The sequence below is a fragment of the Janthinobacterium sp. TND4EL3 genome, assembly GCF_900156175.1.
Classification (GTDB): Bacteria; Pseudomonadota; Gammaproteobacteria; order Burkholderiales; family Burkholderiaceae_D; genus Janthinobacterium.
The window spans coordinates 159,852-185,618 of sequence record NZ_FTMV01000011.1; the positions used below are offsets into that span (position 1 = coordinate 159,852).

Genomic DNA, 25,767 nt, shown 5'->3' on the forward strand with positions numbered 1-25,767 from the left:
AGGCTAAACGAGGGATGCCTTGAAGGCATCGTAAAAAAGGGAATTCTCTTCCGGGGTGCTGACGCTGATGCGCAGGCAATTGACCAGCGCAACGTGCATTTTACTCATATTTTTAATTAAAACCCTGCGGGCAAGCAGTTTTGCGCAAACATCGTCGGAATCCGCCACACGAATCAGAAGAAAATTTGCCTTCGAGGGAAATACCGTCACGCCCGGCAGTTCCGCCAGGCGCCGCGCCAGCTCGTCGCGGGCGCTGTTGAGCAAGGCCGCCTGGGCGTTGAGCACGTCGAGGTGCTCGAGCGCGAATTCGGCCGCCGCCTGTGTCAGCACATTGACATTGTACGGCGGACGCACTTTCTCGAACTGCGCCAGCAAGGCCGGCGCGGCCGACATGTAGCCGAGGCGGATGCCCGCCAGGCCCAGTTTCGACACGGTGCGCATCACCACCAGGTTCTCGAATTCGGGCAGGCGGCCCATGAAGCTGTGCTGCGCGAACGGCTCGTAGGCTTCGTCGACGACGGCGATGCCCGTGTCGCCCAGGGCGGCGAGGAGGCGTTCGATGTCGGCGCCGGCAAACAGGTTGCCCGTCGGGTTGTTCGGATACGCGAGGAAGACCAGCGCCGGGCGGTGCTCGGCGATGGCTGCCAGCATGGCCGGCATGTCCAGGCTGAAGTCCGCGTTCAACGGCACGCCGACGAAATCCATGCCGGCAAACTGCGCCGAACGGGCATACATGACGAAGGCCGGCACGGGCGCCAGCAGCACGGCGCGCTGGCCCGGCTCCTGGCGGGCGCAAGCCATGGCCAGAATCGAGATCAATTCATCGGAACCGTTGCCCAGCATGACGTCATAGCCGGCCGGCACGCCCAGATTGGCGCAAATGGCTTGCTGCAGGCTGGCGTAGGACGGCGGATAGCGGTTCAGCGCCACACCAGCCAGGCGCGCGCCCAGTTCCTCGCGCAGATGCTGCGGCAGCGGATACGGGTTTTCCATCGCATCGAGCTTGATGTAGCCGCTGGCATCGGCCACCTGGTAGCTCTTGACGGCGCGCACGTCGGCGCGCACGGTGTTGCTGATTAACTGATCGAGGAAAGACATGCTGCAAACACTCCTGATGGAATTAAATGGAGACTAAACGACGACGTCTTCCGGCACGCTGACGCTGCGCGCCTTGCGGGCCGGCGCTTTTTTCACGGCGGGCAGCTTTTTCGCCGCCGCCGGCTTCTTCGTAGCCGCCTTGGCGGCCTTCGGCGCGGCGCCTGTCGCTGCGGCACGCCGCTTGGCCGGCGCCTTCTTTTCCGCCTGCGGCGCGGCCGGTTCGGCCAGCTCACGGCTCAGTGCCGCCAGGCGCTGCTCGATGATGGCGCAATAGTCGGGATTGAGTTCAAAACCGACGAAATCGCGCCCGCAGCGCTTGGCCGCCAGGGCCGTGGTGCCGCTGCCCATGAACAGGTCGAGCACCACGCCGCCGGGCGGGCACGAGGCCTTGACCATGCGCTCGATGATTTCCAGCGGCTTTTGCGTCGGGTGGTCGGCCCGTTCCGGGTGTTCCTTGTGCAGGCGCGACACGCTCCACAGGTCTTTCGGGTTGTAGCCCACTTCCAGCCATTTCGCGCCGATGAAGATCGAGCGCGAACGGGCTTTCTTGGTGGCCGCGTCGTAGGCGATGCGCACCGCGTCAAGGTCGAAGTAGTAATCCTTGCGCTTGACGAAGAAGCCGATGGTGTCGTGCACCGATGAAAAGCTGCGCACGCTGCCGCCCATGGACGGCACGCGACGGTCCCAGATGATTTCATTCATCATCGCCATGCGCTGTTTCAGCATGACGAAGATCTCCGGCGAATAGCGCCAGGTGAGAAAGATATACAGGCTGCCGTTGGCTTTGAGCTTGGGCAGCGCCGCGTCGATCCACTGCTCGGTCCAGCGCAGGTAGTCGGCCACCGACTGCTGGTCCGAGGCATTGCCGTAATCCTTGCCCAGGTTGTACGGCGGGTCCGTCAGGATCAGGTCCACCGAGCCATCGGGAATGCGCGCCAGCCCCGCCAGCGCATCTTCGCAATAGACCCGGTTGACCCAGTCCGGCTGCTCCGCCGTTGCCATCATGGCTGCGGCTTCAGACGCAGTTCGGCGCTGCGCGCGTGCGCCTGCAAGCCTTCGCCATACGCCAGGGTGGCGGCGACGCGGCCCAGGGTCTGCGCGCCCGCTTCGCTGACGTGAATGATGGACGAACGCTTCTGGAAGTCGTACACGCCCAGCGGCGACGAGAAACGCGCCGTGCGCGAGGTCGGCAGCACGTGATTGGGACCGCAGCAATAGTCGCCCAGCGATTCGGACGAAAAACGGCCCAGGAACATGGCGCCCGCGTGGCGGATCCGCTCGGCCCACTGCTGCGGGTTGTCCGCCGAGATTTCCAGGTGCTCCGCCGCGATGGAGTTGGCGATTTCACACGCCTCTTCCATGCTGCGCACCTTGATCAGCGCGCCCCTGTCCTGCAGCGAAGTGCTGATGGTGGCCTGGCGCGGCATCGTCGGCAGCAGCCTGGCGATGCTCTCTTCCACTTTCGCGATGTAGGCCGCGTCCGGGCACAGCAAAATGGCCTGCGCCAGTTCGTCGTGCTCGGCCTGGGAAAACAGGTCCATCGCGACCCAGTCGGGGTCCGTCGTGCCGTCGCACAGCACGAGGATTTCCGACGGTCCGGCGATCATGTCGATGCCGACGATGCCGAACACGCGGCGCTTGGCGGCGGCGACGAAGGCGTTGCCGGGGCCGACGATCTTGTCGACGGCGGCGATGGTCTGCGTGCCGTAGGCCAGCGCGCCGACGGCTTGCGCGCCGCCGATGGTGATCACGCGCGTCACGCCGGCAATCGCCGCGGCGGCCAGCACCATCTGGTTCTTCACGCCATCGGGCGTCGGCACCACCATGATGATCTCGCCCACGCCCGCCACATGCGCGGGGATCGCGTTCATCAGCACGGACGAAGGATAGGCAGCCTTGCCGCCCGGGACGTAGATGCCGACGCGGTCCAGCGGCGTGATCTTCTGCCCCAGCACCGTGCCATCGGGCTCGGTATAGCTAAAGCCGCGCAGTTCTTCGCGCTGGCGTTCGTGGAAGGCGCGGATACGCTGGGCAGCAATCTGCAGCGCCTCGCGCTGGGCCGACGGCAGGCCGTTCAGGGCCGCCTGCAGTTCGGCTTGCGAAATATCAAAGGCCGCCATTTCCGCCGCGCCGCCATGGGGGATGCGGTCGAAACGGTTGGTGTATTCCAGCACGGCGGCGTCGCCGCGCGCTTTCACATCGGCCAGGATTTTTGCGACCGACGTTTCAATCGCTTCGTCGGTGCCCGACTCGAACGCCAGCAGCGTATCGAGCGATTGTTGGAAACCATCCTGGCTTGAATCGAGCTTGCGTATCTGTATCGGCATAATCGGCTTTCTGCTACTGAAGGTGTTGTCTAGGCTTGCGAGGCAGTTTGCGAAGCGCGCTCAAACGCCTCGATAATCGGCTGCAGGCGCTCGCGCTTGAGCTTTAATGCCGCCTGGTTAACCACCAGGCGCGACGAAATTTCCATGATGTGCTCGACCTCGACGAGGTTGTTCGCGCGCAAAGTGCTGCCCGTGCTGACCAGGTCGACGATGGCGTCGGACAGGCCGACCAGGGGCGCCAGCTCCATCGAGCCATACAGCTTGATCAGGTCGACGTGCACGCCCTTGGCGGCGAAGTGCTCGCGCGCCGTGTGCACGAACTTGGTGGCCACGCGCAGGCGCGCGCCCTGGTGCACGGCCTTTTCGTAGTCAAAACCGGCCTGCACCGCCACCGACATGCGGCAGGAGGCGATATTCAGGTCGATCGGCTGGTACAGGCCCTCGCCGCCGTGCTCCAGCAGCACGTCCTTGCCCGCCACGCCGAAATCGGCCGCGCCGTACTGCACGTAGGTCGGCACGTCGCTGGCGCGCACGATGATGACGCGCACGTTTGGATCGTTGGTGGCCAAAATCAGCTTGCGCGAGGTCTCCGGGTTTTCCAGCACCTTGATGCCGGCCGCTTCCAGCAGCGGCATGGTGTCCTCAAAAATGCGGCCTTTTGACAGCGCCAGGATCAGCTGGGAGCTGTCGCCGTTGTTCGATCCGTTCATGCTCGTTCCTTGTTATTTAATACGTACGATGTTCGCGCCAACGGCCGACAACTTCACTTCCATGCGGTCGTAACCGCGGTCGAGGTGATAGATGCGGTCGATCAGGGTTTCGCCGTCGGCGGCCAGGGCGGCGATCACCAGCGAGGCCGAGGCGCGCAGGTCGGTCGCCATCACGGGCGCGCCGCGCAGCTGCTTGACGCCGGCGATGATGGCCGTGTTGCCCTCGATGGTGATGTCGGCGCCCAGGCGGTTCATTTCCTGCACGTGCATGAAGCGGTTCTCGAAGATCGTTTCGGTGACGCGGCTGGCGCCGTTGGCGATGGTGTTGACGGCCATGAACTGCGCCTGCATGTCGGTCGGGAAGCCCGGGTATTCCGTCGTGCGGAAGCTGACGGGGTTCGGACGGGCCGACATCTCGGCGCGGATCCAGTCGGCGCCGAAGGTCATCGTCAGGCCCATGGCGCGCAGCTTGTCGAGCGCCGCGTCGAGGATGTCCGTGCGCACGTTGCGCAGGGTGATGTCGCCGCCGGTGGCCGCCACGGCGCACAGGAAGGTACCCGTTTCGATGCGGTCGGCGATCACCGCGTGCGAGGCACCGTGCAGCGCGTCGACGCCCTGGATCACCAGGCGGCTGGTGCCGATGCCGTCGATCTTCGCGCCCATGGCCACCAGCAGGTGCGCCAGGTCGGTCACTTCCGGTTCGCAGGCGGCGTTTTCCAGGATGGTCTCGCCTTCGGCCAGGGTCGCCGCCATCAGCAGGTTTTCGGTGCCGGTGACGGTGATCATGTCGGTGACGATGCGCGCGCCCTTGAGCTTGGCGCACTTGGCGTAGATGTAGCCCGCCTCGATGCGGATCTCGGCGCCCAGCGCTTCCAGGCCCTTGATGTGCTGGTCGACGGGGCGCGAACCGATGGCGCAGCCGCCCGGCAGCGAGACCTTGGCTTCGCCGAAGCGCGCCAGCATGGGGCCGAGCACGAGGATCGAGGCGCGCATGGTCTTCACCAGTTCATATGGCGCTTCCAGGGTGGTGATGGCGCTGCCATTCAAGACCACGCGGTCGCCGTCCTGCTGCACTTTCAGGCCCGTCTGGCCCAGCAATTTGAGCATGGTGGCGACGTCGTGCAAATGCGGCACGTTCGTCAGGTCCAGGTCGCCCGCGGTCAGCAGGCCCGCGCACAGGATGGGCAGGGCAGCGTTTTTCGCGCCGGAGATGGCGATGTCGCCGTTCAGGCGGTTGCCGCCGTTGATGAGGAGCTTGTCCATGTGCTTATCCTTGGAATTCTTCTGGTGTCAGGGTTTTCATCGACAGCGCGTGGATTTCTTCGCGCATGCGGTCGCCCAGCGCCGCGTAGACGATCTGGTGACGCTGGATCAGGCGCTTGCCGGCAAACGCGGGCGAAACGATCACGGCCTGGAAGTGCTGGCCGTCGCCCTCCACTTCGAGGTGCGTGCATTCGAGGCCGGCCGACAAATAGCCGTGGATCAGTTCTGGAGTGGTGGTCACGATAAGTCCTTGATATTGAATAATGTAGTGATGTGATGTGCCGCAATCAATGGCGCAGTCTGTAGCCGCTTTTCAGCAGGCGGATCGACGCCAGCGCCAGGATCACGAGGAAGCCGGCGACGATGGAAAGACTGAGCCACGGGCTGACGTCGGAGGTGCCGAAGAAGCCGTAGCGGAAACCGTCGATCATGTAGAAGAAGGGGTTCAGGTGCGATACCGTCTGCCAGAAGGCGGGCAGCGAGTGGATCGAATAGAACACGCCCGACAAAAAGGTGGCCGGCATGATCAGGAAATTCTGGAAGGCGGCCAGCTGGTCGAATTTCTCGGCCCAGATGCCGGCGATCAGGCCCATGGTGCCCAGCATGGCGGCGCCCAGGAAGGCGAAGATGACGATCCACAGCGGGGCGACAAACGACAGGTCGGCGAACCAGCAGGTGATGGCAAACACGCCAAAGCCCACGGCCAGGCCGCGCGCGACGGAAGCGAGTACATACGCCGAGAAGATTTCCCAGTGCGACAGGGGCGTGAGCAGCACGAACACGAGGTTGCCCGTGATCTTGGACTGGATCAGCGAGGACGAGGAATTGGCAAACGCGTTTTGCAGCACGCTCATCATCACCAGGCCGGGAATCAGGAAGGCCGTGTAGCTGACGCCGGGGCTGGGCTCGACGCGGCCGTCGAGCACATGGCCGAACACCAGCAGGTACAGCATCGACGTGAGCACGGGTGCGGCCACGGTTTGCGTCGCCACTTTCCAGAAGCGCAGCGTCTCTTTGTAGACGAGGGTGCGAAATCCTGTCGAAATCATACGGTACCTTTATCCATGATCTGCAAGAAGATATCTTCCAGGTCGGCTTGTTGCAATTGCATTTCATCGATCTCGACGCCCGACTCGCGCAGGCGGGCGAGGATTTTCTCGACTTCGCTGTATTCGTTGACGCGCAGGCTGAACTTGTTCGGCGCCTGCTGTTCTTCCGGGTGCAGCACCAGGTGCCGCAGGTCGGCCGGCAGGCTGCCGTTTTTCAGGTGCACCTGCAGCTGCGAGCCGGCGATGCGGCGGATCAGGGCCGACATGGTGTCAAGCGCCACCACCTTGCCGGTCTTCAGCATGGCCACGCGCTGGCACATGGCTTGCGCCTCTTCCAGGTAGTGCGTGGTCAGCACGACCGTGTGGCCGCCTTCGCGGTTCAGGCGCGAGATGAACTTCCACAGGGTCTGGCGCAGTTCCACGTCGACGCCGGCCGTCGGCTCATCGAGCACGATGACGGGCGGCTTGTGCACCAGCGCCTGCGCCACGAGCACGCGGCGCTTCATGCCGCCGGACAGGGCGCGCATGTTGGTGTCGGCCTTGCCGGTCAGGTCCAGGTTTTCCATGACCTCGTCGATCCACTTGTCGTTGTTCGGCAGGCCGAAATAGCCGGACTGCAGGCGCAGGGTTTCGCGCACGGTGAAGAACGGGTCGAACACGAGTTCCTGCGGCACCACGCCCAGGTTGCGGCGCGCGTTGCGGAAGTCCTTGACCACGTCATGGCCATGGATCTTGACGGTGCCCGCGTCGGGGCGTATCAGGCCGGCGATGATGGAAATGAGGGTGGTCTTGCCGGCGCCATTCGGGCCGAGCAGGCCAAAAAACTCGCCTTCCTCGATGGCCAGCGACACGCCGCCCAGCGCCTTGAGCGATTTATAGCTCTTTTCTACATTCGTGATTTGAATTGCGGTCATGTGCTTGTTTCAAGTGTAATGCGTCTGGTGTGTGATGCGCCAGTGCCGGGAAAATCCAGGCCGGCAGGCCGGTGCAGGGCGCCCCTTCCGTGGAGGGTAGCGCAACAGTCAATTATAGTTGGAAACTTCGTGGAACACTTGGAGATCAATCCGGCGACGCTGCTGGCATGTCGGCTTGAAAGCTACTGCTGATGCGGGGAGTGGGACAGGATCAATGATGATGCAGGTCGGACGGGCTGCGTTCGGCGTGGCCGCCGGCGCTGGCGCAGTCGTCGGTCGTCAGGGTGCTCGAAACGAGCGAGCAGACGCCATACAGCTTGGTGAGGTTTTTCAGGTTGTTCGGCAGGTTTTTCAGCTCCAGCACGCCGCCCGCGTCCTGCGCGGCGCGTTGCCACGTCAGCATGACGGAGACGGCGGCCGAATCGACGGCCTTGACGTTGCGCAAGTCGAACTTCGTCTGGCCCGAGCGGATGGCGTCCAGCCCCTGCTCCAATGCCGAAGTGGCATTGTGCACGGTCAGGGAAGTCAGGGACTGCAAGGTGTCGAGAGAGTCGGGCATGGCGTCGGGCTGCGCTGGTCTGGAGCTGGGTCAGGAGCTATATGATAGCCGATTATTTGGCTTTGGCGGCAGGACGGCTGGCCAGGGCCTTGTTTTTCGCCTGCAGGGTCTTGATCAGGCCATCGATGCCGCCCTTGCTGATCTCGCTGGCAAAGCTGCTCTTGTAGGTTTCCACCAGCCACGCGCCCAGCACGTTGATGTCATAGATCTTCCAGCCGGACGGGGTTTTCGCCACGCGGTAGTTCAGGGGCACGGGTTCGCCGCGCGCCACGTTCACTTGCGAACGCACTTCCACTTCCGTATCGCTAGGATCGGCGCGCAGCGGCTTGAATTCCACGGTTTCGTTCTTGATCTGCGACAAGGCGCCCGAATACGTGTAGATCAGCAGGGTGCGGAATTCCGCCGACAGCTGCTTTTGCTGGTCCGGCGTGGCGTCGCGCCAGAAGCGGCCGGCTGCCAGCGACGTCATGCGCTGGAAATCCACGTACGGCAAGATTTTGCTTTCTACCAATTCGGTGACGCGCTTGATATCGCCCGCCTGGATGGCCTTGTCGGCCTTGGCCGTCTCGATCACGTCCTGGCTGATACGTTTGACCAACACATCGGGCGCTTCCACGGCGGGAGCGGCCTGGGCGGCGGTGGCAAAGGCAATGGTCGCCATCGCCAGCAGTTGTTTCATCAATTTCATGGTTCTACCTTTCATGGTGTTGCTATGCACCGGCTGGCGTTGATCGCAGCCGTGGTGTTCTTGTCCCGCAGTTTACTCCTGAGGCTTGGCCTCGGATGCCACGGTATTGCTACCAGATGTTACGAGGTCGGCTGGGACAACATCGGCCGCAGCCACGGCTGGCGGTGCTTCCGCAGGGGCCGGCTGTGGTTTTGCATCGTACTCGGGCGCGTAATCGCTGGTGTCGTTTTTTGGCACTTTCCGGTCGCGGCGGTCCGTATCGCCATCGAAAACCTTGCTCTCGCGCGCCTGCAGGAAGCCGTCGCGGATGAATTCATAGCGGTCGAGCGCGGCCGCTTCCATCAGGTTCGTCGCGTCGAGCAGGGCGGCGCGCTTGTCGACCACGCGCGTCACCGTGCCGATATTGCGCACCGAAACAGGGTCCTTGTAGCGCCATGGGTCGCCCGTGATGTCGAGCGGCAGGGCCACCGTGTCGCGCACGGTCGATGGGCCCAGCAGCGGCAGCATCACGTAGGGACCAGGCTGAATGCCGTACCAGCCCAGGGTCTGGCCGAAATCTTCGCTGTGCTTCGGAATGCCGGCCTGCGAGGCGATGTCGATCAGGCCGAAGATGCCGAAAGTCGAGTTCATGCTGACGCGCACGACGTCTTGCAAGCCCGCTTCGCCCTTGCCTTGCAGCAAGTTATTCACGGCGCTCCACACGTCGGCCAGGTTGCCGAAGAAGTTGCCCACGCCCGTTTGCACGAACGACGGCGTGACCGTCTTGTAGGCCGTGGCGACGGGCTTCAGGGCCACTTGGTCAATGGTGTCGTTGAACTTGAACATGGCGCGGTTATACCCTTCCAGCGGGTCGCGCGGATTGGTGCCGGTGGCGCAGGCGCTCACGCTGGCGGCGATGGCCAGGGCCAGGCCGATACGCGCCAGGCTGCCTTGGGATTTCATGGTCGACTCGCTCATTTGCTGTCCTTTCCTTCCGCTGCCTTGCTGTAGATGAACTGATTGATCAGGTCTTCCAGCACTGTGGCCGATTGAGTGCGGGCGATCTTGTCGCCTTCTGCCAGGTTCACCAGATCACCGCCTGCTTCCAGGCCGATGTACTGCTCACCGAGCAAACCGGCCGTCAGAATCTTGGCCGAGCTGTCTTTCGGAAATTTGTAGCCATCTTCGATGTCGAGCTTGACGAGCGCCTGATAGGTCTTGTCGTCAAAGCGGATCTCCGCCACGCGCCCGACCACCACGCCAGCGCCCTTGACGGGCGCTTGTGGCTTGAGGCCGCCAATATTGTCAAACTTCGCAGTAATGGTATACGTCTTGCTGAACGACAGCGAGCTCATATTGCCGGCCTTGAACGCCAAAAACATCACTGCCACCACGCCCAGCAAGACGAACAAGCCAACCCAGACATCCAAAGATTTACGTTGCATAAACAATCCTAAATAATTTTTACTTGCCGCCACCTGCGCAGATCCCGCCCAGGCCGCTAATTTTTTTGCTGATCTGCAATTACTTGCTAAACATCAAAGCCGTCATCATGAAGTCGAGCCACCACACCATCAGCGACGAAATAACAACCGTGCGCGTGGTGGCGCCGGACACGTCTTCCGGCGTCGGCTGTGCCTGGTAACCCTGGAACAGGGCGATGAAGGTTACCGCGATGCCGAAGACCAAGCTTTTGACATAGGTACCGTTGCCAATATCTTTCCAGACATTCACGCCGCCCTGCATCTGCGACCAGAACGAGCCTTCATCGACGCCGATCAGCACGACGCCGACCAGGTAGCTGCCGATGACGCCGACGGCCGTGAAGATGCCGCCGAGGATGGGCATGGCGATCACGCCGGCCCAGAAACGGGGCGCCAGCACGCGCTGGATCGGGTTGACGGCCATCATTTCCATGGCCGACAACTGCTCGCCCGCCTTCATCAGGCCGATTTCGGCCGTCAGCGAGGTACCGGCGCGGCCCGCGAACAGCAGGGCCGTGACGACCGGCCCCAGTTCGCGCATCAGTGACAGCGCCACCAGCTGCCCCAGCGACTGCGTCGCGCCAAAGGTGCTCAGTGTGTAATAGCCTTGCAAACCGAGCACCATGCCGACGAACAGGCCGGACACGGCGATGATCACGACCGAGCGGCTGCCGATGTAAAACAATTGCTCGATGAGCAAGTGCGGACGGCGCCACAAGCCCCCCGAGGAGGCGATGATGAGAAAGAAGGAACGCACGGCAAAGCCGAGGTCTTGTACCGAATTGCGCAACCATGCTCCGATCGCCGCCAGAAAACGCGCGATCATCGGCCCGCTCCCACATGCAGACCCAGGTCGTCGGCCAGCGACTTGCCCGGATAGTGGAACGGGACGGGGCCATCGGCCTCGGCATTGACGAACTGCTTCACGTACGGATGCGTCGACACAGCCATTTCGGCCGGCGTACCGTGCGCCACGATCTTGCCCGATGACAGAAAATAGACGTAATCAGCGATGGCAAAACACTCCTTTACATCGTGCGATACCAGGATAGACGTGGAGCCCAGCGCATCGTTCAGATTGCGGATCAAATTGGCCGTCACGCCCATGGAAATCGGGTCCAGGCCGGCGAACGGCTCGTCATACATGATCAGTTCGGGGTCGAGCGCGATGGCGCGCGCCAGCGCGACGCGGCGGCCCATGCCCCCGGAAATCTCGGCCGGCTTCAATTGCGCCGCATTGCGCAAGCCCACGGCGTGCAGCTTCATCAGCACCAGGGTGCGGATCAGCTCTTCATTGAGGTTCGTGTGTTCGCGCAGGGGGAAGGCGACGTTCTCGAACGCCGTCAGGTCCGTAAACAGCGCGCCGTGCTGGAACAGCATGCCCATCTTGCGGCGCAGCTGGTATAACTGGTCCGTCCCCAGCGTATGCACGATCTGGCCGTCCACATTCACGGAACCGGAACCGGGGCGCAGCTGCCCGCCGATCAGGCGCAATACGGTCGTCTTGCCACTGCCGGAACCACCCATGACGGCCACAACTTTTCCACGTGGGAAATCCATTTGAAGGCCCGATAAAATCGAACGTTCTCCATAGGCAAAGTGTAAATCACGGATTTCAACAAGATTTGGCACGACGAAGCTCACTATTTTAATGGCGTATTGTAGTGCAGAAACGCCAATCTCTGCTGAGACACCCCCTTGGACAGCCCGGGACAGGGGGAGAATACAACACTAATGAATCGAAAGTCAGATATTTTATTGTAAAAAACGCGAGGCTGCACGCGCACCGCCCTGGCAAACGGCGGCATGACCAAAAGAACAAGGGCCACGACGCATCGCGCGCCGTGGCCCTGGCTTGATCCAGCTCAAATCTTAACGCGGCAGCAAGGATGCGCCCATCAGGAAGGCATCGACGGCGCGCGCGCACTGGCGCCCTTCGCGGATGGCCCACACCACCAGCGACTGGCCGCGGCGCATGTCGCCGGCCGCAAACACTTTCGGCACCGACGTCTGGTAGCAGCCTTCGCCGTCCGTGCTGGCCTTGACGTTGCCGCGCGCATCCGTGTCGACGCCGAACGCTTCCAGCACTTGTTGCACTGGCGAAACAAAACCCATGGCCAGGAAGACCAGGTCGGCCTTCATCTCGAATTCCGAGTTCGGCACTTCGCTCATCTTGCCGTCTTTCCATTCAACGCGGCAGGCGATCAGCTTTTCCACCTTGCCGCCCTTGCCTTCGAAGCGCTTGGTGGCCACGGCCCAGTCGCGCTCGCAGCCTTCCTCGTGCGAGGACGAGGTGCGCAGCTTGGTCGGCCAGTACGGCCAGACGAGCGGCTTGTTTTCCTGTTCCGGCGGCTGCGGCATCAGTTCGAACTGGGCCACGGAAGCGGCGCCATGGCGGTTCGAGGTGCCGACGCAGTCGGAACCCGTGTCGCCGCCGCCGATCACCACCACGTGCTTGCCCGTGGCCTTGATCTGGTCCTTGAGCTTGTCGCCCGCGTTGACCTTGTTTTGCAGCGGCAGGAAATCCATGGCGAAATGCACGCCTTTCAGTTCGCGGCCCGGCACGGGCAAGTCGCGCGGCTGCTCGGCGCCGCCGGCCATGATGACGGCGTCAAATTCTTTTTCCAGGTCTTCCGGGAAAATGGTTTCCTTGGCCCAGTTGTTCACGTTGGCAGGGAAATCCTTGCCGACCAGCACGCTGGTACGGAACACGACGCCTTCGGCTTCCATCTGTTTCACGCGCAGGTCGATGTGCGACTTTTCCATCTTGAAGTCAGGGATGCCGTAACGCAACAAGCCGCCGATCCGGTCGCTCTTCTCGAACACGGTGACGGCGTGGCCGGCGCGCGCCAGCTGCTGCGCCGCCGCCAGGCCGGCGGGGCCGGAACCGACGATGGCCACTTTCTTGCCGGTACTAAAACCTGCCGGCTGCGGCGTGACCCAGCCGTGCTCCCAGCCCATGTCGATTATTTTATGCTCGATGGACTTGATGCCGACCGGATCTTCGTGGATGCCCAGCGTGCAGGCCGACTCGCATGGCGCCGGGCAGATGCGGCCCGTAAATTCCGGGAAGTTATTCGTCGAATGCAGGGTATCGAGCGCTTCGCGGTAGGCGCCGCGGTACACCAGGTCATTCCAGTCGGGAATGATGTTATTCACGGGACAACCCGTGGTGCAGAAAGGGATGCCGCAATCCATGCAGCGCGCGCCCTGCACGGTCGCTTGCGCGTCCGACAGGTGCAGCACGAATTCCTTGTAGTTCTTCAGACGCGCGGCAGGCTCCAGATAGTGTTCGTCCTGGCGCTTGAATTCCATGAAGCCGGTAATTTTACCCACGATGTTTCCTTTGTATTTGGCTGGCGGGGAGCGGCATGGCCGCTCCCGTATCATTGTTCTAGCTGGCTCAGGCGGCGACGGCTTGCACTTCCATGGCGGCGTCAGCTGCCATTTCGATCAGCGCGCGCTTGTATTCGTTCGGGAAGACCTTCACGAACTTGCCGCGCGCCGCGGCCCAGTCGTCGAGCAGGACGCGGGCGCGGGTGCTGCCCGTGTGCTTGAAGTGACGCTCGATCAGGCGCTTGAGGATCACTTCATCGGCTTCCGGCACGCCGTCGCGGTGCTGCGTATGCCAGGCGTCGCGGTCGACGTGCTGTTCCGCTGCCGACACGACCTTGTCCAGGCTGACCATGGCCGTGTTGCATTTGCTGGCAAAGTCGCCGGCCGGGTCATACACATAGGCGATGCCGCCCGACATGCCGGCCGCAAAGTTGCGTCCCGTGTTGCCCAGGACCACCACCGTGCCGCCCGTCATGTATTCGCAGCCATGGTCGCCCAGGCCCTCGACCACCGTGGTGGCGCCCGAGTTGCGCACGGCAAAGCGTTCGCCTGCCACGCCGTTGAAGAAGGCTTCGCCGGCGATGGCGCCGTACAGCACCGTGTTGCCGATGATGATGTTGTCCACGGCCCAGCCACGGAATTCCGTATTCGGCCGCACGATGATGCGCCCGCCGGACAGACCTTTACCCACGTAATCGTTGCCCTCGCCCACCAGGTCGATGGTGATGCCGTGCGCCAGGAAGGCGCAGGCCGACTGGCCCGCCGTGCCTTGCAGCTGGATGTGGATGGTGTCGTCCGGCAAGCCGGCATGGCCGTATTTCTTCGCCACTTCGCCGGACAGCATGGTGCCCACCGTGCGGTTGACGTTGCGCACGGGTGAGATGAACGAGACGCGCTCGCCCTTTTCCAGCGCCGCGCGCGCTTGCGCGATCAGCTTGTGGTCGAGCGCCTTTTCCAGCGCGTGGTCCTGGTTTTCCACGTGGCGGCAGGCTTGCTCGCCCGTCGTTTCCGGCTTGTGGAAGATGGCCGAGAAGTCCAGGCCCTGCGCCTTCCAGTGCGTGATCGCCTTGGACTTGTCGAGCAGGTCGACGCGGCCGATCAATTCATCGTAGGTACGGATGCCCAGCTGCGCCATCAACTGGCGGGCTTCCTCGGCAACGAAGAAGAAGTAATTGACGACATACTCGGGCTTGCCCGAGAACTTGGCGCGCAGCACCGGGTCTTGCGTGGCCACGCCCACCGGGCACGTATTCAAGTGGCACTTGCGCATCATGATGCAGCCTTCGACCACCAGCGGCGCCGTGGCGAAGCCGATTTCGTCGGCGCCCAGCAAGGCGGCGATGACCACGTCGCGGCCCGTCTTCATCTGGCCGTCGGCCTGCACGCGGATACGGCTGCGCAAGCCGTTCAAGACCAGCGTTTGTTGCGTTTCTGCCAGACCCAGCTCCCACGGCGTGCCCGCATGTTTCACGGACGACAAGGGCGAGGCGCCCGTGCCGCCATCGTGGCCGGCGACGACGACGTGGTCGGCCTTGGCCTTGGTGACGCCGGCGGCGACCGTGCCGATGCCCACTTCCGACACCAGCTTGACGGAAATCGAGGCGCGCGGATTGGCGTTCTTCAAGTCATGGATCAGCTGCGCCAGGTCTTCGATGGAATAGATGTCGTGGTGCGGCGGCGGCGAAATCAGGCCCACGCCCGGCACGGAAAAGCGCAGGCTGGCGATGTATTCGGACACCTTATGGCCCGGCAACTGGCCGCCCTCGCCCGGTTTCGCGCCCTGCGCCATCTTGATCTGGATCTGGTCGGCCGAGTTCAGGTAGGCGGCCGTGACGCCGAAACGTCCCGACGCCACCTGCTTGATGCGCGAGCGCATGGAATCGCCTTCCTGCAGCGGAATATCGACAACGATCTGCTCGCTGCCCACCACCGACGCCATGGTGTCGCCCTGGCGGATGGGGATGCCCTTCAATTCCTGCGTGTAGCGGTTCGGATCTTCGCCGCCCTCGCCCGTGTTCGACTTGCCGCCGATGCGGTTCATGGCGACCGCCAGCGTTGCGTGCGCTTCCGTGCTGATGGAGCCGAGCGACATGGCGCCGGTAGCGAAGCGCTTGACGATTTCCTTGGCCGGCTCCACTTCATCGAGCGGTATGGCCTTCGTCGGGTCGAGCTTGAACTCGAACAGGCCGCGCAGGGTCAGGTGGCGACGGCTCTGGTCGTTGATGATTTGCGCATACTCCTTATAGCTGGAGAAATTGTTGCTGCGCGTGGAGTGCTGCAATTTTGCAATCGCGTCCGGCGTCCACATGTGGTCTTCGCCGCGCACGCGGAAGGCGTATTCGCCGCCCGCGTCGAGTTTATCGACCAGCACGGGATCGTTGCCGAAGGCCAGCGCGTGCAGGCGCAGCGCTTCTTCCGCCACTTCAAACACGCCGATGCCTTCCACGTTCGAGGCCGTGCCCTTGAAGTATTTGTCCACCAGCGACTTGTTCAGGCCGATGGCTTCGAAGATCTGCGCGCCGCAGTACGACATATACGTGGAAATGCCCATCTTCGACATGACTTTCATCAAGCCCTTGCCGACCGCCTTCGTGTAGTTGTAGATCGCTTTGTCCGCCGACAAGTCACCGGGCAAGCCGTGCGCCATCTCGGCCAGGGTTTCCATGGCCAGGTAGGGGTGGACGGCTTCCGCGCCATAGCCGGCCAGCAAGGCGAAGTGGTGGGTTTCGCGGGCCGAGCCCGTTTCCACGATGAGGCCGGTGGAAGCGCGCAAGCCCTTGCTCACCAGGTGCTGGTGCACGGTGGACGTGGCCAGCAGCGCGGGGATCGCCACCTGGTCGGCGCAGATGGCGCGGTCCGAGACGATCAAAATGTTATGGCCGGATTTCACGGCGTCGACGGCTTCCGCGCACAGCGAGGCCAGGCACGCTTCCACGCCTTCCTTGCCCCAGGCCAGCGGGTAGCAGATGTCCAGTTCGTACGACTTGAACTTGCCGCCCGTGTGGGCGCTGATGTTGCGCAGACGCGCCATGTCGTCAAAGCCCAGCACGGGCTGCGCCACTTCCAGGCGCATCGGCGGATTGACGTTGTTGGTGTCGAGCAAATTCGGTTTCGGGCCGATGAAGGACACGAGCGACATCACCATCGCTTCGCGGATCGGGTCGATCGGCGGGTTCGTCACTTGCGCGAACAGCTGCTTGAAGTAGTTATACAGCGGCTTCAATTTGTTCGACATGACGGCCAGCGGCGAGTCATTGCCCATCGAGCCCGTCGCCTCTTCGCCGGCCACGGCCATCGGCGCCATGAGGAATTTCAAGTCTTCCTGCGTGTAGCCGAACGCCTGCTGCCGGTCGAGCAGCGACGGCTGGGCTTTTTCGCCCTGGGCGCGGTCCTGTTTCGCTTGTCCTTCGGCCAGCTTGATCTCGTCGAGCTTGATGCGCACCGAATTGATCCACGCTTTATACGGCTTCGCGTTGGCGTAGGTGTTTTTCAGTTCCTGGTCGTCGATGATGCGGCCCGCTTCCAGGTCGATCAGGAACATTTTGCCAGGCTGCAAGCGCCATTTCTGGATGATCTTCGATTCCGGGATCGGCAGCACGCCCGATTCCGACGCCATCACCACCAGGTCGTCGTCCGTGACGATGTAGCGGGCCGGGCGCAGGCCGTTGCGGTCCAGGGTGCCGCCGATGTGGCGGCCATCCGTGAAGGCCATGGCGGCGGGGCCGTCCCACGGTTCCATCATGGCCGCGTGGTATTCATAGAAGGCGCGGCGGTTGTCGTCCATCGTCGTATGGTTTTCCCACGCTTCCGGAATCATCATCATCATCGCCTGGGCGATCGGGTAGCCGGCCATCAGCAGCAGTTCCAGCGCATTGTCGAAGCACGCCGTGTCGGACTGGCCTTCATAGATCAGCGGGAACAGCTTTTGCAGGTCGTCGCCCAGCACGGCCGACTTCATCACGCCTTCGCGCGCGCGCATCCAGTTGAAGTTGCCTTTCACCGTGTTGATTTCGCCATTGTGCGCGATCAAACGGTAGGGGTGGGCCAGCGGCCATTCCGGGAAGGTATTCGTCGAGAAGCGCTGGTGCACGAGGGCCAGGGCCGAGATGCAGCGCGCATCCTGCAAGTCCTTGTAGTACACGCCCACCTGGTCGGCCAGCAGCAAGCCTTTATAGACGATGGTACGGGCCGACATCGACGGCACGAAGAATTCCTTGCCGTGCAGCAGTTTCAAGGCCTGGATGGCGTGGCCCGACGATTTGCGGATCACATACAGTTTGCGCTCGAGCGCGTCGGTGACCATGATGTCCGGGCCGCGGCCGATGAAGATCTGGCGGATGACGGGTTCCTTGGCGCGCACGGTGGGCGACATCGGCATGTCCGTATCGATGGGCACGTTGCGCCAGCCCAGGATGACTTGTCCCTCGATGCGCACGGCCCGTTCGATTTCCTGTTCGCATGCGATGCGCGACGCGTGTTCCTTCGGCAGGAAGACCATGCCCACGCCGTATTCGCCAGGCGGCGGCAATTCCACGCCCTGCTTGGCCATTTCTTCGCGGTAGTACTGGTCAGGAATCTGGATCAGGATGCCGGCGCCATCGCCCATCAGCGCATCGGCGCCCACGGCGCCCCGGTGATCGAGGTTTTTCAGGATCAGCAAGCCCTGTTCGACGATCGAATGGGTCTTGTTGCCCTTGATATGGGCGACGAAACCGACGCCGCAGGCATCGTGTTCATTGGCTGGGTCGTACAGGCCTTGCGCTTTCATGGGCTTCTCCGCTGCGTATGGATATCGAAAAACTAGAGTAGTGCAACGCAACAAAAAACTCAACTACAACAATTAGGGTCGGAGTCGAATTAAATTGGTTTTCGTCTCCCGCAAAATTTAATAGGGACATAGTCAACGCAATTTCAATAAATCGTCAGAATGAAACCGTTTTTTGTTTTAAATGCGAATGCTTTTCAATTGGCGTCAGATTCGGCCGCGATCTTGCGGGGGCGGCCCCGCTTGGCAGGCAGCACTTGCCGCTGCATTTTCTGCTCCAGCGCCTGCTTGAAAGCGTCGGCACCCAGGGGCCAGCCCTTCAATACAGCCTGCTCCACCACGTTGACCTGGCTGCTGCCCAGGCCTTGCTCGAACAGGCGCAGATAGGCCGCCTCGCGGTCGAACGGCGTGTTGCCCAGCGCCCAGTACAGCGCATGGTCGGTAATCACGGGATCGGGGCGCACACCTGCATGGTGGGCATAGCTGGACCAGCTGTAATCGAGCGCCTGGCCCGCCAGGTCCGACTGCACGGGCACGGACTCCAGATAACGGCAGCACGTGAGGAAGAAATTGTCGGGATCGATGACGGACGTTTTGTAGCGTCCCTGCCACAAGGCCCCTTCGCGGCCGTATTTTTGGTTGAAATACGGCACGTAATAGCGTCCCAGCCACTGCATCAGCTGTCCCAGGCCCGTCGCATCGCTGGGTGTGGCCAGCAAATGTAGCTGATCTGGCAATAAAACGTAGGCGTGGATGGCCACCTTGAACATTTTCGCGCCCGTTTTCAGCCAGGACAAAAATTGCGCGTAGTCGGCGGCGTCCTGGAACACGCTCTGGCGGTTGCTGCCGCGCTGGATCACGTAATGGGGCAGTGCTGGAATGATGAGGCGGGGCAAACGGGCCATGGCAAGTGTCAGTAAATAGAGGCTAAGGCCTTGATTTTACACACTTGCGAGCGCACGACGCGACTCTGACCCTGTTTTATTTAAAATGCTGGAAAAAACGAATGACTCCGTCCCTTTTATGCAGCCACCGTCTTGCGGGTGGCTGGCATCCGGTCTCAGGACAGGTTGAAACTGGCCGACAGGCTGTAGCCCTCGCCATACGCACTGCGCAGCGGCAAGTCCTGGCCCAGGCCCGTCTTGGCTTTCTTGCGCAGCCGGTACACGAGCATGTCGACCCGGCGGCCCGCGTCGGGATCTTCGCCGCCCATGCCCGCCACGATGACGTCGCGCGGCACGGGGCGGGTATTGATGGTCAGCAGGTGCAGGAAGTTGAATTCCTTTTCCGTCAAGGCGATGACGGCGCCCATCAATTCAAGTTGGCGAGCGCTCACTTTCAAGGTCCACTTGCCCGGCTCGGGCACGGGGTCTTGCGGGCCGACGCGGCGGTCGAGCGCCTCGATGTGGGCGGCCAGCTCGGGGAACTTGATCGGCTTGGTCAGATAGTGGTCGGCGCCCAGGCGCAAGCCGAGGATGCGGCTGTCGAAAGCGACCCTGCCCGTGAGCACCAGCACGCCGATTTGCGGATACAGCTGGCGCATGCGGGGGATGACGTTGAAGCCGTCTTCATCGGGCAAGCCCAGGTCCAGCACGACCACGCCCACATTTCCATGGCTGAGCGCCGTCCACATGCCGCCAGCGGAGCTGGTGATATGGACCTCATGCTCGAGCTCAACGAGGAATTCCGCCATGTCTTCGGCGTAGTCCAGATTGTCTTCGACGATCAGTATTTTCGTCATTGCTACGCCATTCTTTGTTAGTAAGCAAACCGTGGGCAAACCATGCCATGCACTTCTGCACCATGATGGACGGGCTGATAGGTTTACGTCAAGGAATTATCACGGTTGACTTCAGCGGAAGCAAGGCTTTTCCTTGTCTAGACAGGAAGCGGCAGCCATATCCGGAAAACTGCGCCGCCTTCGGGCAGATTATGCCCCTGCAAACTCCCGCCATGCACGTCCACGACGGCGCGCGCCATGTACAGTCCCAGGCCCGCGCCCGCATGCGTGGCATGGGTTCCGCGGCTTCCTTTCTCGAAGATATGCGCCAGTTCCCCCTCCGGCACGCCGGGGCCCTCGTCGCTCACGCACAGTTCCACGCCGCCGCCACTGGCCCGCCGTCCGGCCACGGTGATGCTGCTGCCGGCCGGACTGAACTTGACGGCGTTATCCAACAAGATTTTCAGGCACAGGGCCATGCCCGGCACGTCGCAGCGCAGTTTGGCCGGCAAGTCTTCGTCGAGTTCCAGCCGCACGCGGTGGGTGGCGGGCACGGTGGCGGCCGCCTGCTGCAGCAGGGCCAGCGGCGCTATACCGTCGGCGGCCCGCTCGCGGCCGATGGCTGCCATGCGCTCAGGTGACAGATAGTCGTCAATCATGGACAACAAACGGTCAACGGCCGTCTGGATCTTCACGTAGCGCTTGCGCGTGGCCTCGTCGGCGTCGGCGGACGTCGACACCAGGCGCTGGATGGCGCCGTCGATGGTGGCCAGCGGCGAGCGGAATTCATGCGACAGCATCGAGGCGAAGCGCTTCTGCTCCTGTTCGCGCGCCGCTTCCTGCGCGTGGGCGGCGCTGACGTCGCGTACCGTGCCCATCACGGTGACGCCCCGCCCCGCCGCTCCCGGCACGAGGGTGGAATGGATTTCGAGCGCCAGCACATGCCCGTCGGCGTGCGGCAATTCCGCCTCGCGCAGCAGGCTCAAACGGCTGGCGTCGCCATCGCGCCAGCGCTGCAGCCGCGCCGGCACGTCCGCCGCCAGCTGCGCCGCGTGTTCGCGCAGGGCAGGCAAGTCGTGCCCCGTCAGGCGCTGCGCGGCAGGGCTGATGTAGAGTAATTCGAGGGTAGCGGCATCGAGCAGGAAAGCGGCGTCGCGGCCGTGTTCGGCCAGCAGGCGGAACTGTTGCTCGCCGGCCCGCGCGCGCAGCAGGGCGCGGCGCAGCTGGACGAAGCGCAGCGCCATGAGGACGGCGCCGGCCAGCAACAGGAGAAGGAAAGGCAGGAAGGGCAGCATGCGGTATACCTGGCAAGAGAGAATCGCCAAGTATAAGCGTGCCGCGCCCTTAATCTTCCAGCGGGGCGAAAATCTGCTGCAAGTCTTCCTGCGTGAGGGCCATCTTCTGCGATTCGCCTTCGGCCAGGATCGATTGCGCCAGCTCCGATTTCTTTTGCTGCAGCAGCTGGATCTTTTCTTCCAGCGTGCCCTTCGCAATCAATTTGTAGACGAACACGGGCTTGTCCTGGCCGATGCGCCAGGCGCGGTCCGTGGCCTGGTTTTCCGCCGCCGGATTCCACCACGGATCGTAGTGGATCACCGTGTCGGCCGCCGTCAGGTTCAGGCCCACGCCGCCCGCTTTCAGGCTGATCAGGAAGATGGGCACGGCGCCCTGCTGGAAGGCCGCCACCTGCGCGCCCCGGTCTTTCGTCTCGCCCGTCAGCAGGGCGTAGGGAATGTCGCGCGACTCGAGTTCTTCCTCGATCAGTTCCAGCATGCTGGTAAATTGCGAGAAGACGAGGATCTTGCGCCCTTCGTCGAGCAAGTCTTCCACCATCTGCATCAGGTCGAGCAGCTTGGCCGAACCGGCCGACTGTTTTTTTGCCGGCAGGGATTTCACGAGGCGGGGGTCGCAGCACACTTGCCGCAGTTTCAGCAGCGCTTCGAGGATGACGATCTGGCTGCGCGCCACGCCCTTCTTGTCGATTTCTTCGCGCACCTTTTGATCCATCGCAAGACGCACGGTTTCATACAGGTCGCGCTGCGGCCCCGTCAATTCCACCTTGCGCACCATTTCCGTCTTCGGCGGCAATTCCTTGGCCACATTGTCCTTCGTGCGGCGCAGCAGGAACGGCTTGATGCGGCGGTTCAGCAGCATGCGGCGCAGCGGGTCGTCCTGGCGCTCGATCGGATGGCGGAACTGCGTATTGAAGGTCTTCTCGTCGCCCAGCAAGCCCGGCAGCAGGAAGTGGAATTGCGACCACAGTTCGCCCAGGTGGTTTTCCAGCGGCGTGCCGGACAGGCACAGGCGGTGGCGCGCGCGCAGCAGGCCCGCGCTTTGCGCCGCCTTGCTGCGCGTATTCTTGATGTAATGCGATTCGTCGAGGATGACGAGGTGGAAATCATGCTCGCGCAAGGTTTCCTCGTCGCGCGGCAACAGCGCATACGTCGTCAGCACCAGGTCGCACTGGCCGATCTGGTCGAATTGCTGGGCGCGGTCCTTGCCTTGCAGCAGCAGCACCTTCAAGCCGGGCGCGAACTTGGCCGCCTCGTCCTGCCAGTTGCCCATCAGGCTGGTCGGCGCGATGACGAGGGCCGGATGCGTGAGGCGGCCCGCCTCCTTTTCCACCAGGATATGCGCCAAGGTTTGCACGGTCTTGCCCAGGCCCATGTCATCGGCCAGGATGCCCGCCAGGTCGTGGTCGCGCAGGAACTGCATCCACGCCAGGCCATCGGCCTGGTAGTCGCGCAAGGTCGCCTGCAGGCCGGCAGGTGCCGCCACTTTCTGCACGGAACCGAACTGGCTCAGCTTGCGGCCCATGGCGCGCAGCTGCTCGCCGCCCGTCCACTGCATGTCCAGGCCGCGCGCCAGCTCTTCCAGGCGCGCCGCATCCAGGGTCGACATGCGCACGGCATGCCTGATCTTGTCGCCGAAATACAGTTCACCCAGGGTGTTCAAAATCGGGCGCACGCGGCCCCACGGCAGCGCCACGCGCGTGCCGTCCGGCAAGGTGGCCAGCATCTGGTCATCGTCCGCATGCGCTTCGATGACTTTCGGGTTGAAATCGTTGGGCGCGTTGCGGATCAGCTGCACCAGCACGGGCAGCAGCGGCACGCGCTCGTGGTTGACGACGATGCCCAGCTCCAGCTCGAACCAGGCGTTGCCGCTGTCCGGGTCCTGGTCGTCGATTTCCGCGTACCAGTCGCCCACGTCGCTCACATCGTAGCGGTACTTGGCCGTCTTTTCCACGATCCAGCCCTGCTCCAGCAAGGCGTCGATGCCGGACTCGGCAAAACGCAGCCATTCCGCCTGCGAAGGCAGCAGCAAGGCGCCCTTCAAGCCGCTCAAGGGGGCCGAGCCCGGCTTCTTGAATTGCAGCTCGGCCAGGGTGGCCAGCGCGCGCGCCTCGTCGGCCGTGTTTCTCTGGATAATTTCCGTTACGTCGCCCACTTGCCGCACCACGCGCTGCGACGGGTCGAACGAGACGCGCTCGCCATCGTAGTCGTAGGACAGCACGGCGAAGTCATGCCAGCGCTGCAGGCTGCCGTCGGCCAGCATGGCGCTGTCGAGCAGCAACACCGGTTGCGCCGGCACGTCCTTGCGCAAGCGCTGCGGCAGCGGTTGCGGCAGCGGCATCAGATGCTGCAAACCCTGCGCCAGCAGCAGTTGCGACACGCGTACCTTGTCGTTCGCGTTCAGGGGCGGCGCCTGCGCCACCAGCGCCTGCAGGTCCGCCAGGGAGATGTCGGAGCCGCCCTGGTTCAGTTCCAGCACGCCGCACGACAGGTTGTCGATGTACCACGGCGGATCGGTGGGCAGCATGTAGTCGATCTGGTCGGCGCCATGGTGCTTCGCGCCTTCCGGCGGGTCCACTTGCCAGCCCAGGCGCATGGTCTTGCCTTCGTCGCGCCAGAACAGGCGCGCCGGGCGCACGGGACCTTCCTTCAATGGATACACGAGGCCGTTGCCGACATCGGCCCAGGAATTGGCCCACAGCAATTTATCCTGCTCGGCCAGCATTTTCAGCAGGGCCGCGCCCACCTTGCCCTTCGGCTCCGTGGCGCTGCCCGTCTGCGAATTCTGTCCGCTGCGCATGGCCACGAAGAAGCGCACGAGGTCTTCGTCGGCCGGCGTCAAAAACGTGGGCGGCGCCGACAGCAGGGAAAAGATCTCGCTGATGGGGGACGCCGCCGCCACGTCGCCGTTCGGCCGCAGGCGGGCCTTGTACAGGCACAGGGCCACGTGGCGGCCGCCGCTGGTGGGCGCCAGCACGTAGATCAGGCGATGCGCGTTGAGTTTGGGATCGGGCTCGGCTATCGTCAGCACGGCCTTCGGATGGGCGGCAGCCTCCACCCGCTGCAGCCAGGTGGCGACGGCATACGGCAAAGGCGCTCCCGGCGCGCTGGCCGGGGCAACTGGGGTTTCACTGGTTTCGTCGCGGGTAAAATCCATGGGGCGCATTTTTGTGTAAAGGTCGTATCCAAATCGGCAACAGGCAATATTATCCGCCATACAGGCGCTGCTGGCTTGATTCACACACGCTCTTTGAGCAGTTTTAATGCGCGATGCCTAAAAAATAAGTATTTAATACGACACTTGGGGTCCGCTGGCGGAAAAAAAGGCCCGTCACGGGCCTCTTTTCGCCGCCTGAGGATGACTTATCAGGCTGGCACGCTTTCCTCTTCGGCCACGCCGGCGGCGACTGCCGGGGCGGCTGGCGCCGTATCGGCCGGCGTAAAGTTGCGCAGGAACAAGAAAAACTGGCCCATCATCTGCGTCCACAATTGCAGATTGATATTCAGGTACTCGCGGCTGACGCCGCCGGCGACCAGCACGTCCATTTCCAGCACGACGAAATCGCCGTGCTGGGCCACGCGGGCGAAGCGCTTGCTGCGGTGCCATTCGGCCAGCAAGCCGGCCGGCAAGTCGCCGCCCTGCACGCGCAGCGGGCAGCTCAGGGTCAGGTCCGCGTACTGGCCCGGCGCTGCTTCATTACCCCACAGCACCTGAAAGCCGATGCCGTGACTGGCGCTGTGCAGGCGCACGACGCCGTCGTGTTCGATGCTGGTGACGGCGCAGCCGGCCGTCTTGATGGCGTCGGCCATTTGCTCGGCATTCAGGGTGGTCAGCAAGTTATTCGTGTTTTCCATCGTCATTCCATTCATTTCAAAAAAAAGTCAATTTATTGGGGCGCCGGCGCGGGCACGGCAGGCGTTTCTGTTTGACGCGCATCAAAGCGGCCCTGGTACAGCTGGTCGCCATACTGCTGGGCGATTTGTTCGAGCTTGACCCGGCTTTGCGCGGCGAACGGCTGGCGCGCCTTCATGACACCGAGCACGTCGAGCGATTCGTACGCTTGCAAGATCTCTTGCCCGGTTGCATACAGCTGGGCATTCTTGGCTTCGCAGCGGGCCAGGGCGCCGCGCTGCGTCGCCACTTCGCCGTCCAGGCGCGCACGCTCCGCTGCCAGCTGCTTGCCGGTGGCGGCCAGCTGTTCGCTGGCCTGGCGGTACTGCGCCAGGCTGGCGGCCGTCTCTTGCGCGGCAGCGGCGCCGCGCTGCTGCTCGGCTGCCAGTTTTTCCCGCTGCGCGCGCTCCTGCGCCAGCTGCGACTGGCTGCGTGCCAGTTCCTTTTTCAAGCCGTCGCTGGCGGGCGCGGCCGCCGGCGCCGCCTTGGCCGCCGGCGCACCCTTGGCCTTGAGCAATTCCAGCTCGCCGCGCGTCTGCTGCAATTGCGCCGTGACATTGCGCAACTCGGCGCGCAGGCGCTCTTCCATGCTTTGCCCCTTCTGCCCCTGCGCCTGGGCGGCGCCACCGGCAAGCAGCATCAGCAGCAAGACCGGCAAGCGCGTTTTGTTGAATATCAACATCATGGCTCC

At 63.0% G+C, this 25,767-nt stretch carries 22 protein-coding genes; all 22 read right to left on the bottom strand.

Annotation, left to right across the window (positions count from 1 at the left end):
- Window positions 1–3: 3 nt before the first annotated feature.
- On the bottom strand, window positions 4–1,098 hold the full coding sequence (gene hisC, locus BXA07_RS17835) for a histidinol-phosphate transaminase (protein WP_076569455.1): 1,095 nt from the start codon (window positions 1,096–1,098) through the stop codon (window positions 4–6).
- Window positions 1,099–1,131: 33 nt separating this feature from the next.
- A complete protein-coding gene (locus BXA07_RS17840; RefSeq protein WP_076569457.1) occupies window positions 1,132–2,103 on the bottom strand; it encodes a DNA-methyltransferase in 972 nt (323 codons plus the stop codon).
- Window positions 2,100–3,425: a histidinol dehydrogenase gene (gene hisD / locus BXA07_RS17845; RefSeq protein ID WP_076569459.1), complete on the bottom strand. Its 1,326-nt coding sequence runs from the start codon at window positions 3,423–3,425 to the stop codon at window positions 2,100–2,102. The genes BXA07_RS17840 and hisD overlap by 4 nt, the downstream gene beginning before the upstream one ends.
- A gap of 29 nt (window positions 3,426–3,454) precedes the next feature.
- Window positions 3,455–4,135 carry an ATP phosphoribosyltransferase gene (gene hisG, locus BXA07_RS17850; RefSeq protein ID WP_035823105.1) on the bottom strand — a complete coding sequence of 227 codons (681 nt, stop codon included), beginning with the start codon at window positions 4,133–4,135 and terminating at the stop codon, window positions 3,455–3,457.
- Window positions 4,136–4,147: 12 nt separating this feature from the next.
- Window positions 4,148–5,398 carry a UDP-N-acetylglucosamine 1-carboxyvinyltransferase gene (gene murA / locus BXA07_RS17855; protein WP_076569461.1) on the bottom strand — a complete coding sequence of 417 codons (1,251 nt, stop codon included), beginning with the start codon at window positions 5,396–5,398 and terminating at the stop codon, window positions 4,148–4,150.
- A gap of 4 nt (window positions 5,399–5,402) precedes the next feature.
- Window positions 5,403–5,639 carry a BolA family protein gene (locus BXA07_RS17860; RefSeq protein WP_034753824.1) on the bottom strand — a complete coding sequence of 79 codons (237 nt, stop codon included), beginning with the start codon at window positions 5,637–5,639 and terminating at the stop codon, window positions 5,403–5,405.
- A gap of 46 nt (window positions 5,640–5,685) precedes the next feature.
- Window positions 5,686–6,447, bottom strand: coding sequence for an ABC transporter permease (locus BXA07_RS17865; RefSeq protein WP_076569463.1), 762 nt, complete (start codon window positions 6,445–6,447; stop codon window positions 5,686–5,688).
- Entirely contained in the window at window positions 6,444–7,361 is a 918-nt protein-coding gene (locus BXA07_RS17870; protein ID WP_076569466.1) for an ABC transporter ATP-binding protein, read from the bottom strand. Before BXA07_RS17870 ends, BXA07_RS17865 begins: the two co-directional genes overlap by 4 nt.
- A gap of 211 nt (window positions 7,362–7,572) precedes the next feature.
- Window positions 7,573–7,920 carry an STAS domain-containing protein gene (locus BXA07_RS17875; protein WP_076569468.1) on the bottom strand — a complete coding sequence of 116 codons (348 nt, stop codon included), beginning with the start codon at window positions 7,918–7,920 and terminating at the stop codon, window positions 7,573–7,575.
- A 52-nt stretch (window positions 7,921–7,972) separates the two neighbouring features.
- Window positions 7,973–8,608 (bottom strand): MlaC/ttg2D family ABC transporter substrate-binding protein, encoded by a 636-nt coding sequence (locus tag BXA07_RS17880; RefSeq protein ID WP_076569470.1) that lies wholly within the window; start codon window positions 8,606–8,608, stop codon window positions 7,973–7,975.
- A 72-nt stretch (window positions 8,609–8,680) separates the two neighbouring features.
- Window positions 8,681–9,565, bottom strand: a complete 885-nt coding sequence (locus BXA07_RS17885; RefSeq protein WP_076569471.1) for an MlaA family lipoprotein — start codon at window positions 9,563–9,565, stop codon at window positions 8,681–8,683.
- Entirely contained in the window at window positions 9,562–10,032 is a 471-nt protein-coding gene (gene mlaD, locus BXA07_RS17890) for an outer membrane lipid asymmetry maintenance protein MlaD (protein WP_076569473.1), read from the bottom strand. Before mlaD ends, BXA07_RS17885 begins: the two co-directional genes overlap by 4 nt.
- A 79-nt stretch (window positions 10,033–10,111) precedes the next feature.
- Window positions 10,112–10,897, bottom strand: coding sequence for a lipid asymmetry maintenance ABC transporter permease subunit MlaE (mlaE, locus tag BXA07_RS17895; RefSeq protein ID WP_076569474.1), 786 nt, complete (start codon window positions 10,895–10,897; stop codon window positions 10,112–10,114).
- Window positions 10,894–11,703, bottom strand: a complete 810-nt coding sequence (locus BXA07_RS17900; RefSeq protein ID WP_076569564.1) for an ABC transporter ATP-binding protein — start codon at window positions 11,701–11,703, stop codon at window positions 10,894–10,896. The genes mlaE and BXA07_RS17900 overlap by 4 nt, the downstream gene beginning before the upstream one ends.
- 240 nt (window positions 11,704–11,943) lie before the next feature.
- Window positions 11,944–13,407: a glutamate synthase subunit beta gene (locus BXA07_RS17905; RefSeq protein ID WP_076569475.1), complete on the bottom strand. Its 1,464-nt coding sequence runs from the start codon at window positions 13,405–13,407 to the stop codon at window positions 11,944–11,946.
- A gap of 67 nt (window positions 13,408–13,474) precedes the next feature.
- Window positions 13,475–18,175, bottom strand: a complete 4,701-nt coding sequence (locus BXA07_RS17910; protein WP_076569477.1) for a glutamate synthase-related protein — start codon at window positions 18,173–18,175, stop codon at window positions 13,475–13,477.
- Window positions 18,176–18,369: 194 nt separating this feature from the next.
- Window positions 18,370–19,077: a transposase gene (locus BXA07_RS17915; protein WP_076569478.1), complete on the bottom strand. Its 708-nt coding sequence runs from the start codon at window positions 19,075–19,077 to the stop codon at window positions 18,370–18,372.
- Window positions 19,078–19,232: 155 nt separating this feature from the next.
- The gene (locus BXA07_RS17920; protein WP_034753797.1) at window positions 19,233–19,913 is read right to left on the bottom strand and encodes a response regulator transcription factor; all 681 of its coding nucleotides are present in this window, start codon (window positions 19,911–19,913) and stop codon (window positions 19,233–19,235) included.
- Window positions 19,914–20,050: 137 nt separating this feature from the next.
- Entirely contained in the window at window positions 20,051–21,187 is a 1,137-nt protein-coding gene (locus tag BXA07_RS17925) for a PAS domain-containing sensor histidine kinase (protein WP_083708374.1), read from the bottom strand.
- 49 nt (window positions 21,188–21,236) lie between these two features.
- Complete coding sequence (locus BXA07_RS17930; RefSeq protein ID WP_076569480.1) at window positions 21,237–24,341, bottom strand: DEAD/DEAH box helicase; 3,105 nt, start codon at window positions 24,339–24,341, stop codon at window positions 21,237–21,239.
- Between the two features lie 209 nt (window positions 24,342–24,550).
- Window positions 24,551–25,039, bottom strand: a complete 489-nt coding sequence (locus BXA07_RS17935) for a YbjN domain-containing protein (RefSeq protein WP_244556323.1) — start codon at window positions 25,037–25,039, stop codon at window positions 24,551–24,553.
- Window positions 25,040–25,071: 32 nt separating this feature from the next.
- Window positions 25,072–25,761 carry a hypothetical protein gene (locus tag BXA07_RS17940; RefSeq protein WP_139335636.1) on the bottom strand — a complete coding sequence of 230 codons (690 nt, stop codon included), beginning with the start codon at window positions 25,759–25,761 and terminating at the stop codon, window positions 25,072–25,074.
- Window positions 25,762–25,767 lie beyond the last annotated feature (6 nt).

Excerpts from the sequence above, each read along its gene's own strand:
- hisC (WP_076569455.1), bottom strand. The coding sequence starts at position 1,098 with ATGTCTTTCCTCGATCAGTTAATCAGCAACACCGTGCGCGCCGACGTG.
- BXA07_RS17840 (WP_076569457.1), bottom strand. The coding sequence starts at position 2,103 with ATGATGGCAACGGCGGAGCAGCCGGACTGGGTCAACCGGGTCTATTGC.
- hisD (WP_076569459.1), bottom strand. The coding sequence starts at position 3,425 with ATGCCGATACAGATACGCAAGCTCGATTCAAGCCAGGATGGTTTCCAA.
- hisG (WP_035823105.1), bottom strand. The coding sequence starts at position 4,135 with ATGAACGGATCGAACAACGGCGACAGCTCCCAGCTGATCCTGGCGCTG.
- murA (WP_076569461.1), bottom strand. The coding sequence starts at position 5,398 with ATGGACAAGCTCCTCATCAACGGCGGCAACCGCCTGAACGGCGACATC.
- BXA07_RS17865 (WP_076569463.1), bottom strand. The coding sequence starts at position 6,447 with ATGATTTCGACAGGATTTCGCACCCTCGTCTACAAAGAGACGCTGCGC.
- BXA07_RS17870 (WP_076569466.1), bottom strand. The coding sequence starts at position 7,361 with ATGACCGCAATTCAAATCACGAATGTAGAAAAGAGCTATAAATCGCTC.
- BXA07_RS17875 (WP_076569468.1), bottom strand. The coding sequence starts at position 7,920 with ATGCCCGACTCTCTCGACACCTTGCAGTCCCTGACTTCCCTGACCGTG.
- BXA07_RS17880 (WP_076569470.1), bottom strand. The coding sequence starts at position 8,608 with ATGAAATTGATGAAACAACTGCTGGCGATGGCGACCATTGCCTTTGCC.
- BXA07_RS17885 (WP_076569471.1), bottom strand. The coding sequence starts at position 9,565 with ATGAGCGAGTCGACCATGAAATCCCAAGGCAGCCTGGCGCGTATCGGC.
- mlaD (WP_076569473.1), bottom strand. The coding sequence starts at position 10,032 with ATGCAACGTAAATCTTTGGATGTCTGGGTTGGCTTGTTCGTCTTGCTG.
- mlaE (WP_076569474.1), bottom strand. The coding sequence starts at position 10,897 with ATGATCGCGCGTTTTCTGGCGGCGATCGGAGCATGGTTGCGCAATTCG.
- BXA07_RS17910 (WP_076569477.1), bottom strand. The coding sequence starts at position 18,175 with ATGAAAGCGCAAGGCCTGTACGACCCAGCCAATGAACACGATGCCTGC.
- BXA07_RS17915 (WP_076569478.1), bottom strand. The coding sequence starts at position 19,077 with ATGGCCCGTTTGCCCCGCCTCATCATTCCAGCACTGCCCCATTACGTG.
- BXA07_RS17920 (WP_034753797.1), bottom strand. The coding sequence starts at position 19,913 with ATGACGAAAATACTGATCGTCGAAGACAATCTGGACTACGCCGAAGAC.
- BXA07_RS17925 (WP_083708374.1), bottom strand. The coding sequence starts at position 21,187 with ATGCTGCCCTTCCTGCCTTTCCTTCTCCTGTTGCTGGCCGGCGCCGTC.
- BXA07_RS17930 (WP_076569480.1), bottom strand. The coding sequence starts at position 24,341 with ATGGATTTTACCCGCGACGAAACCAGTGAAACCCCAGTTGCCCCGGCC.
- BXA07_RS17935 (WP_244556323.1), bottom strand. The coding sequence starts at position 25,039 with ATGGAAAACACGAATAACTTGCTGACCACCCTGAATGCCGAGCAAATG.
- BXA07_RS17940 (WP_139335636.1), bottom strand. The coding sequence starts at position 25,761 with ATGATGTTGATATTCAACAAAACGCGCTTGCCGGTCTTGCTGCTGATG.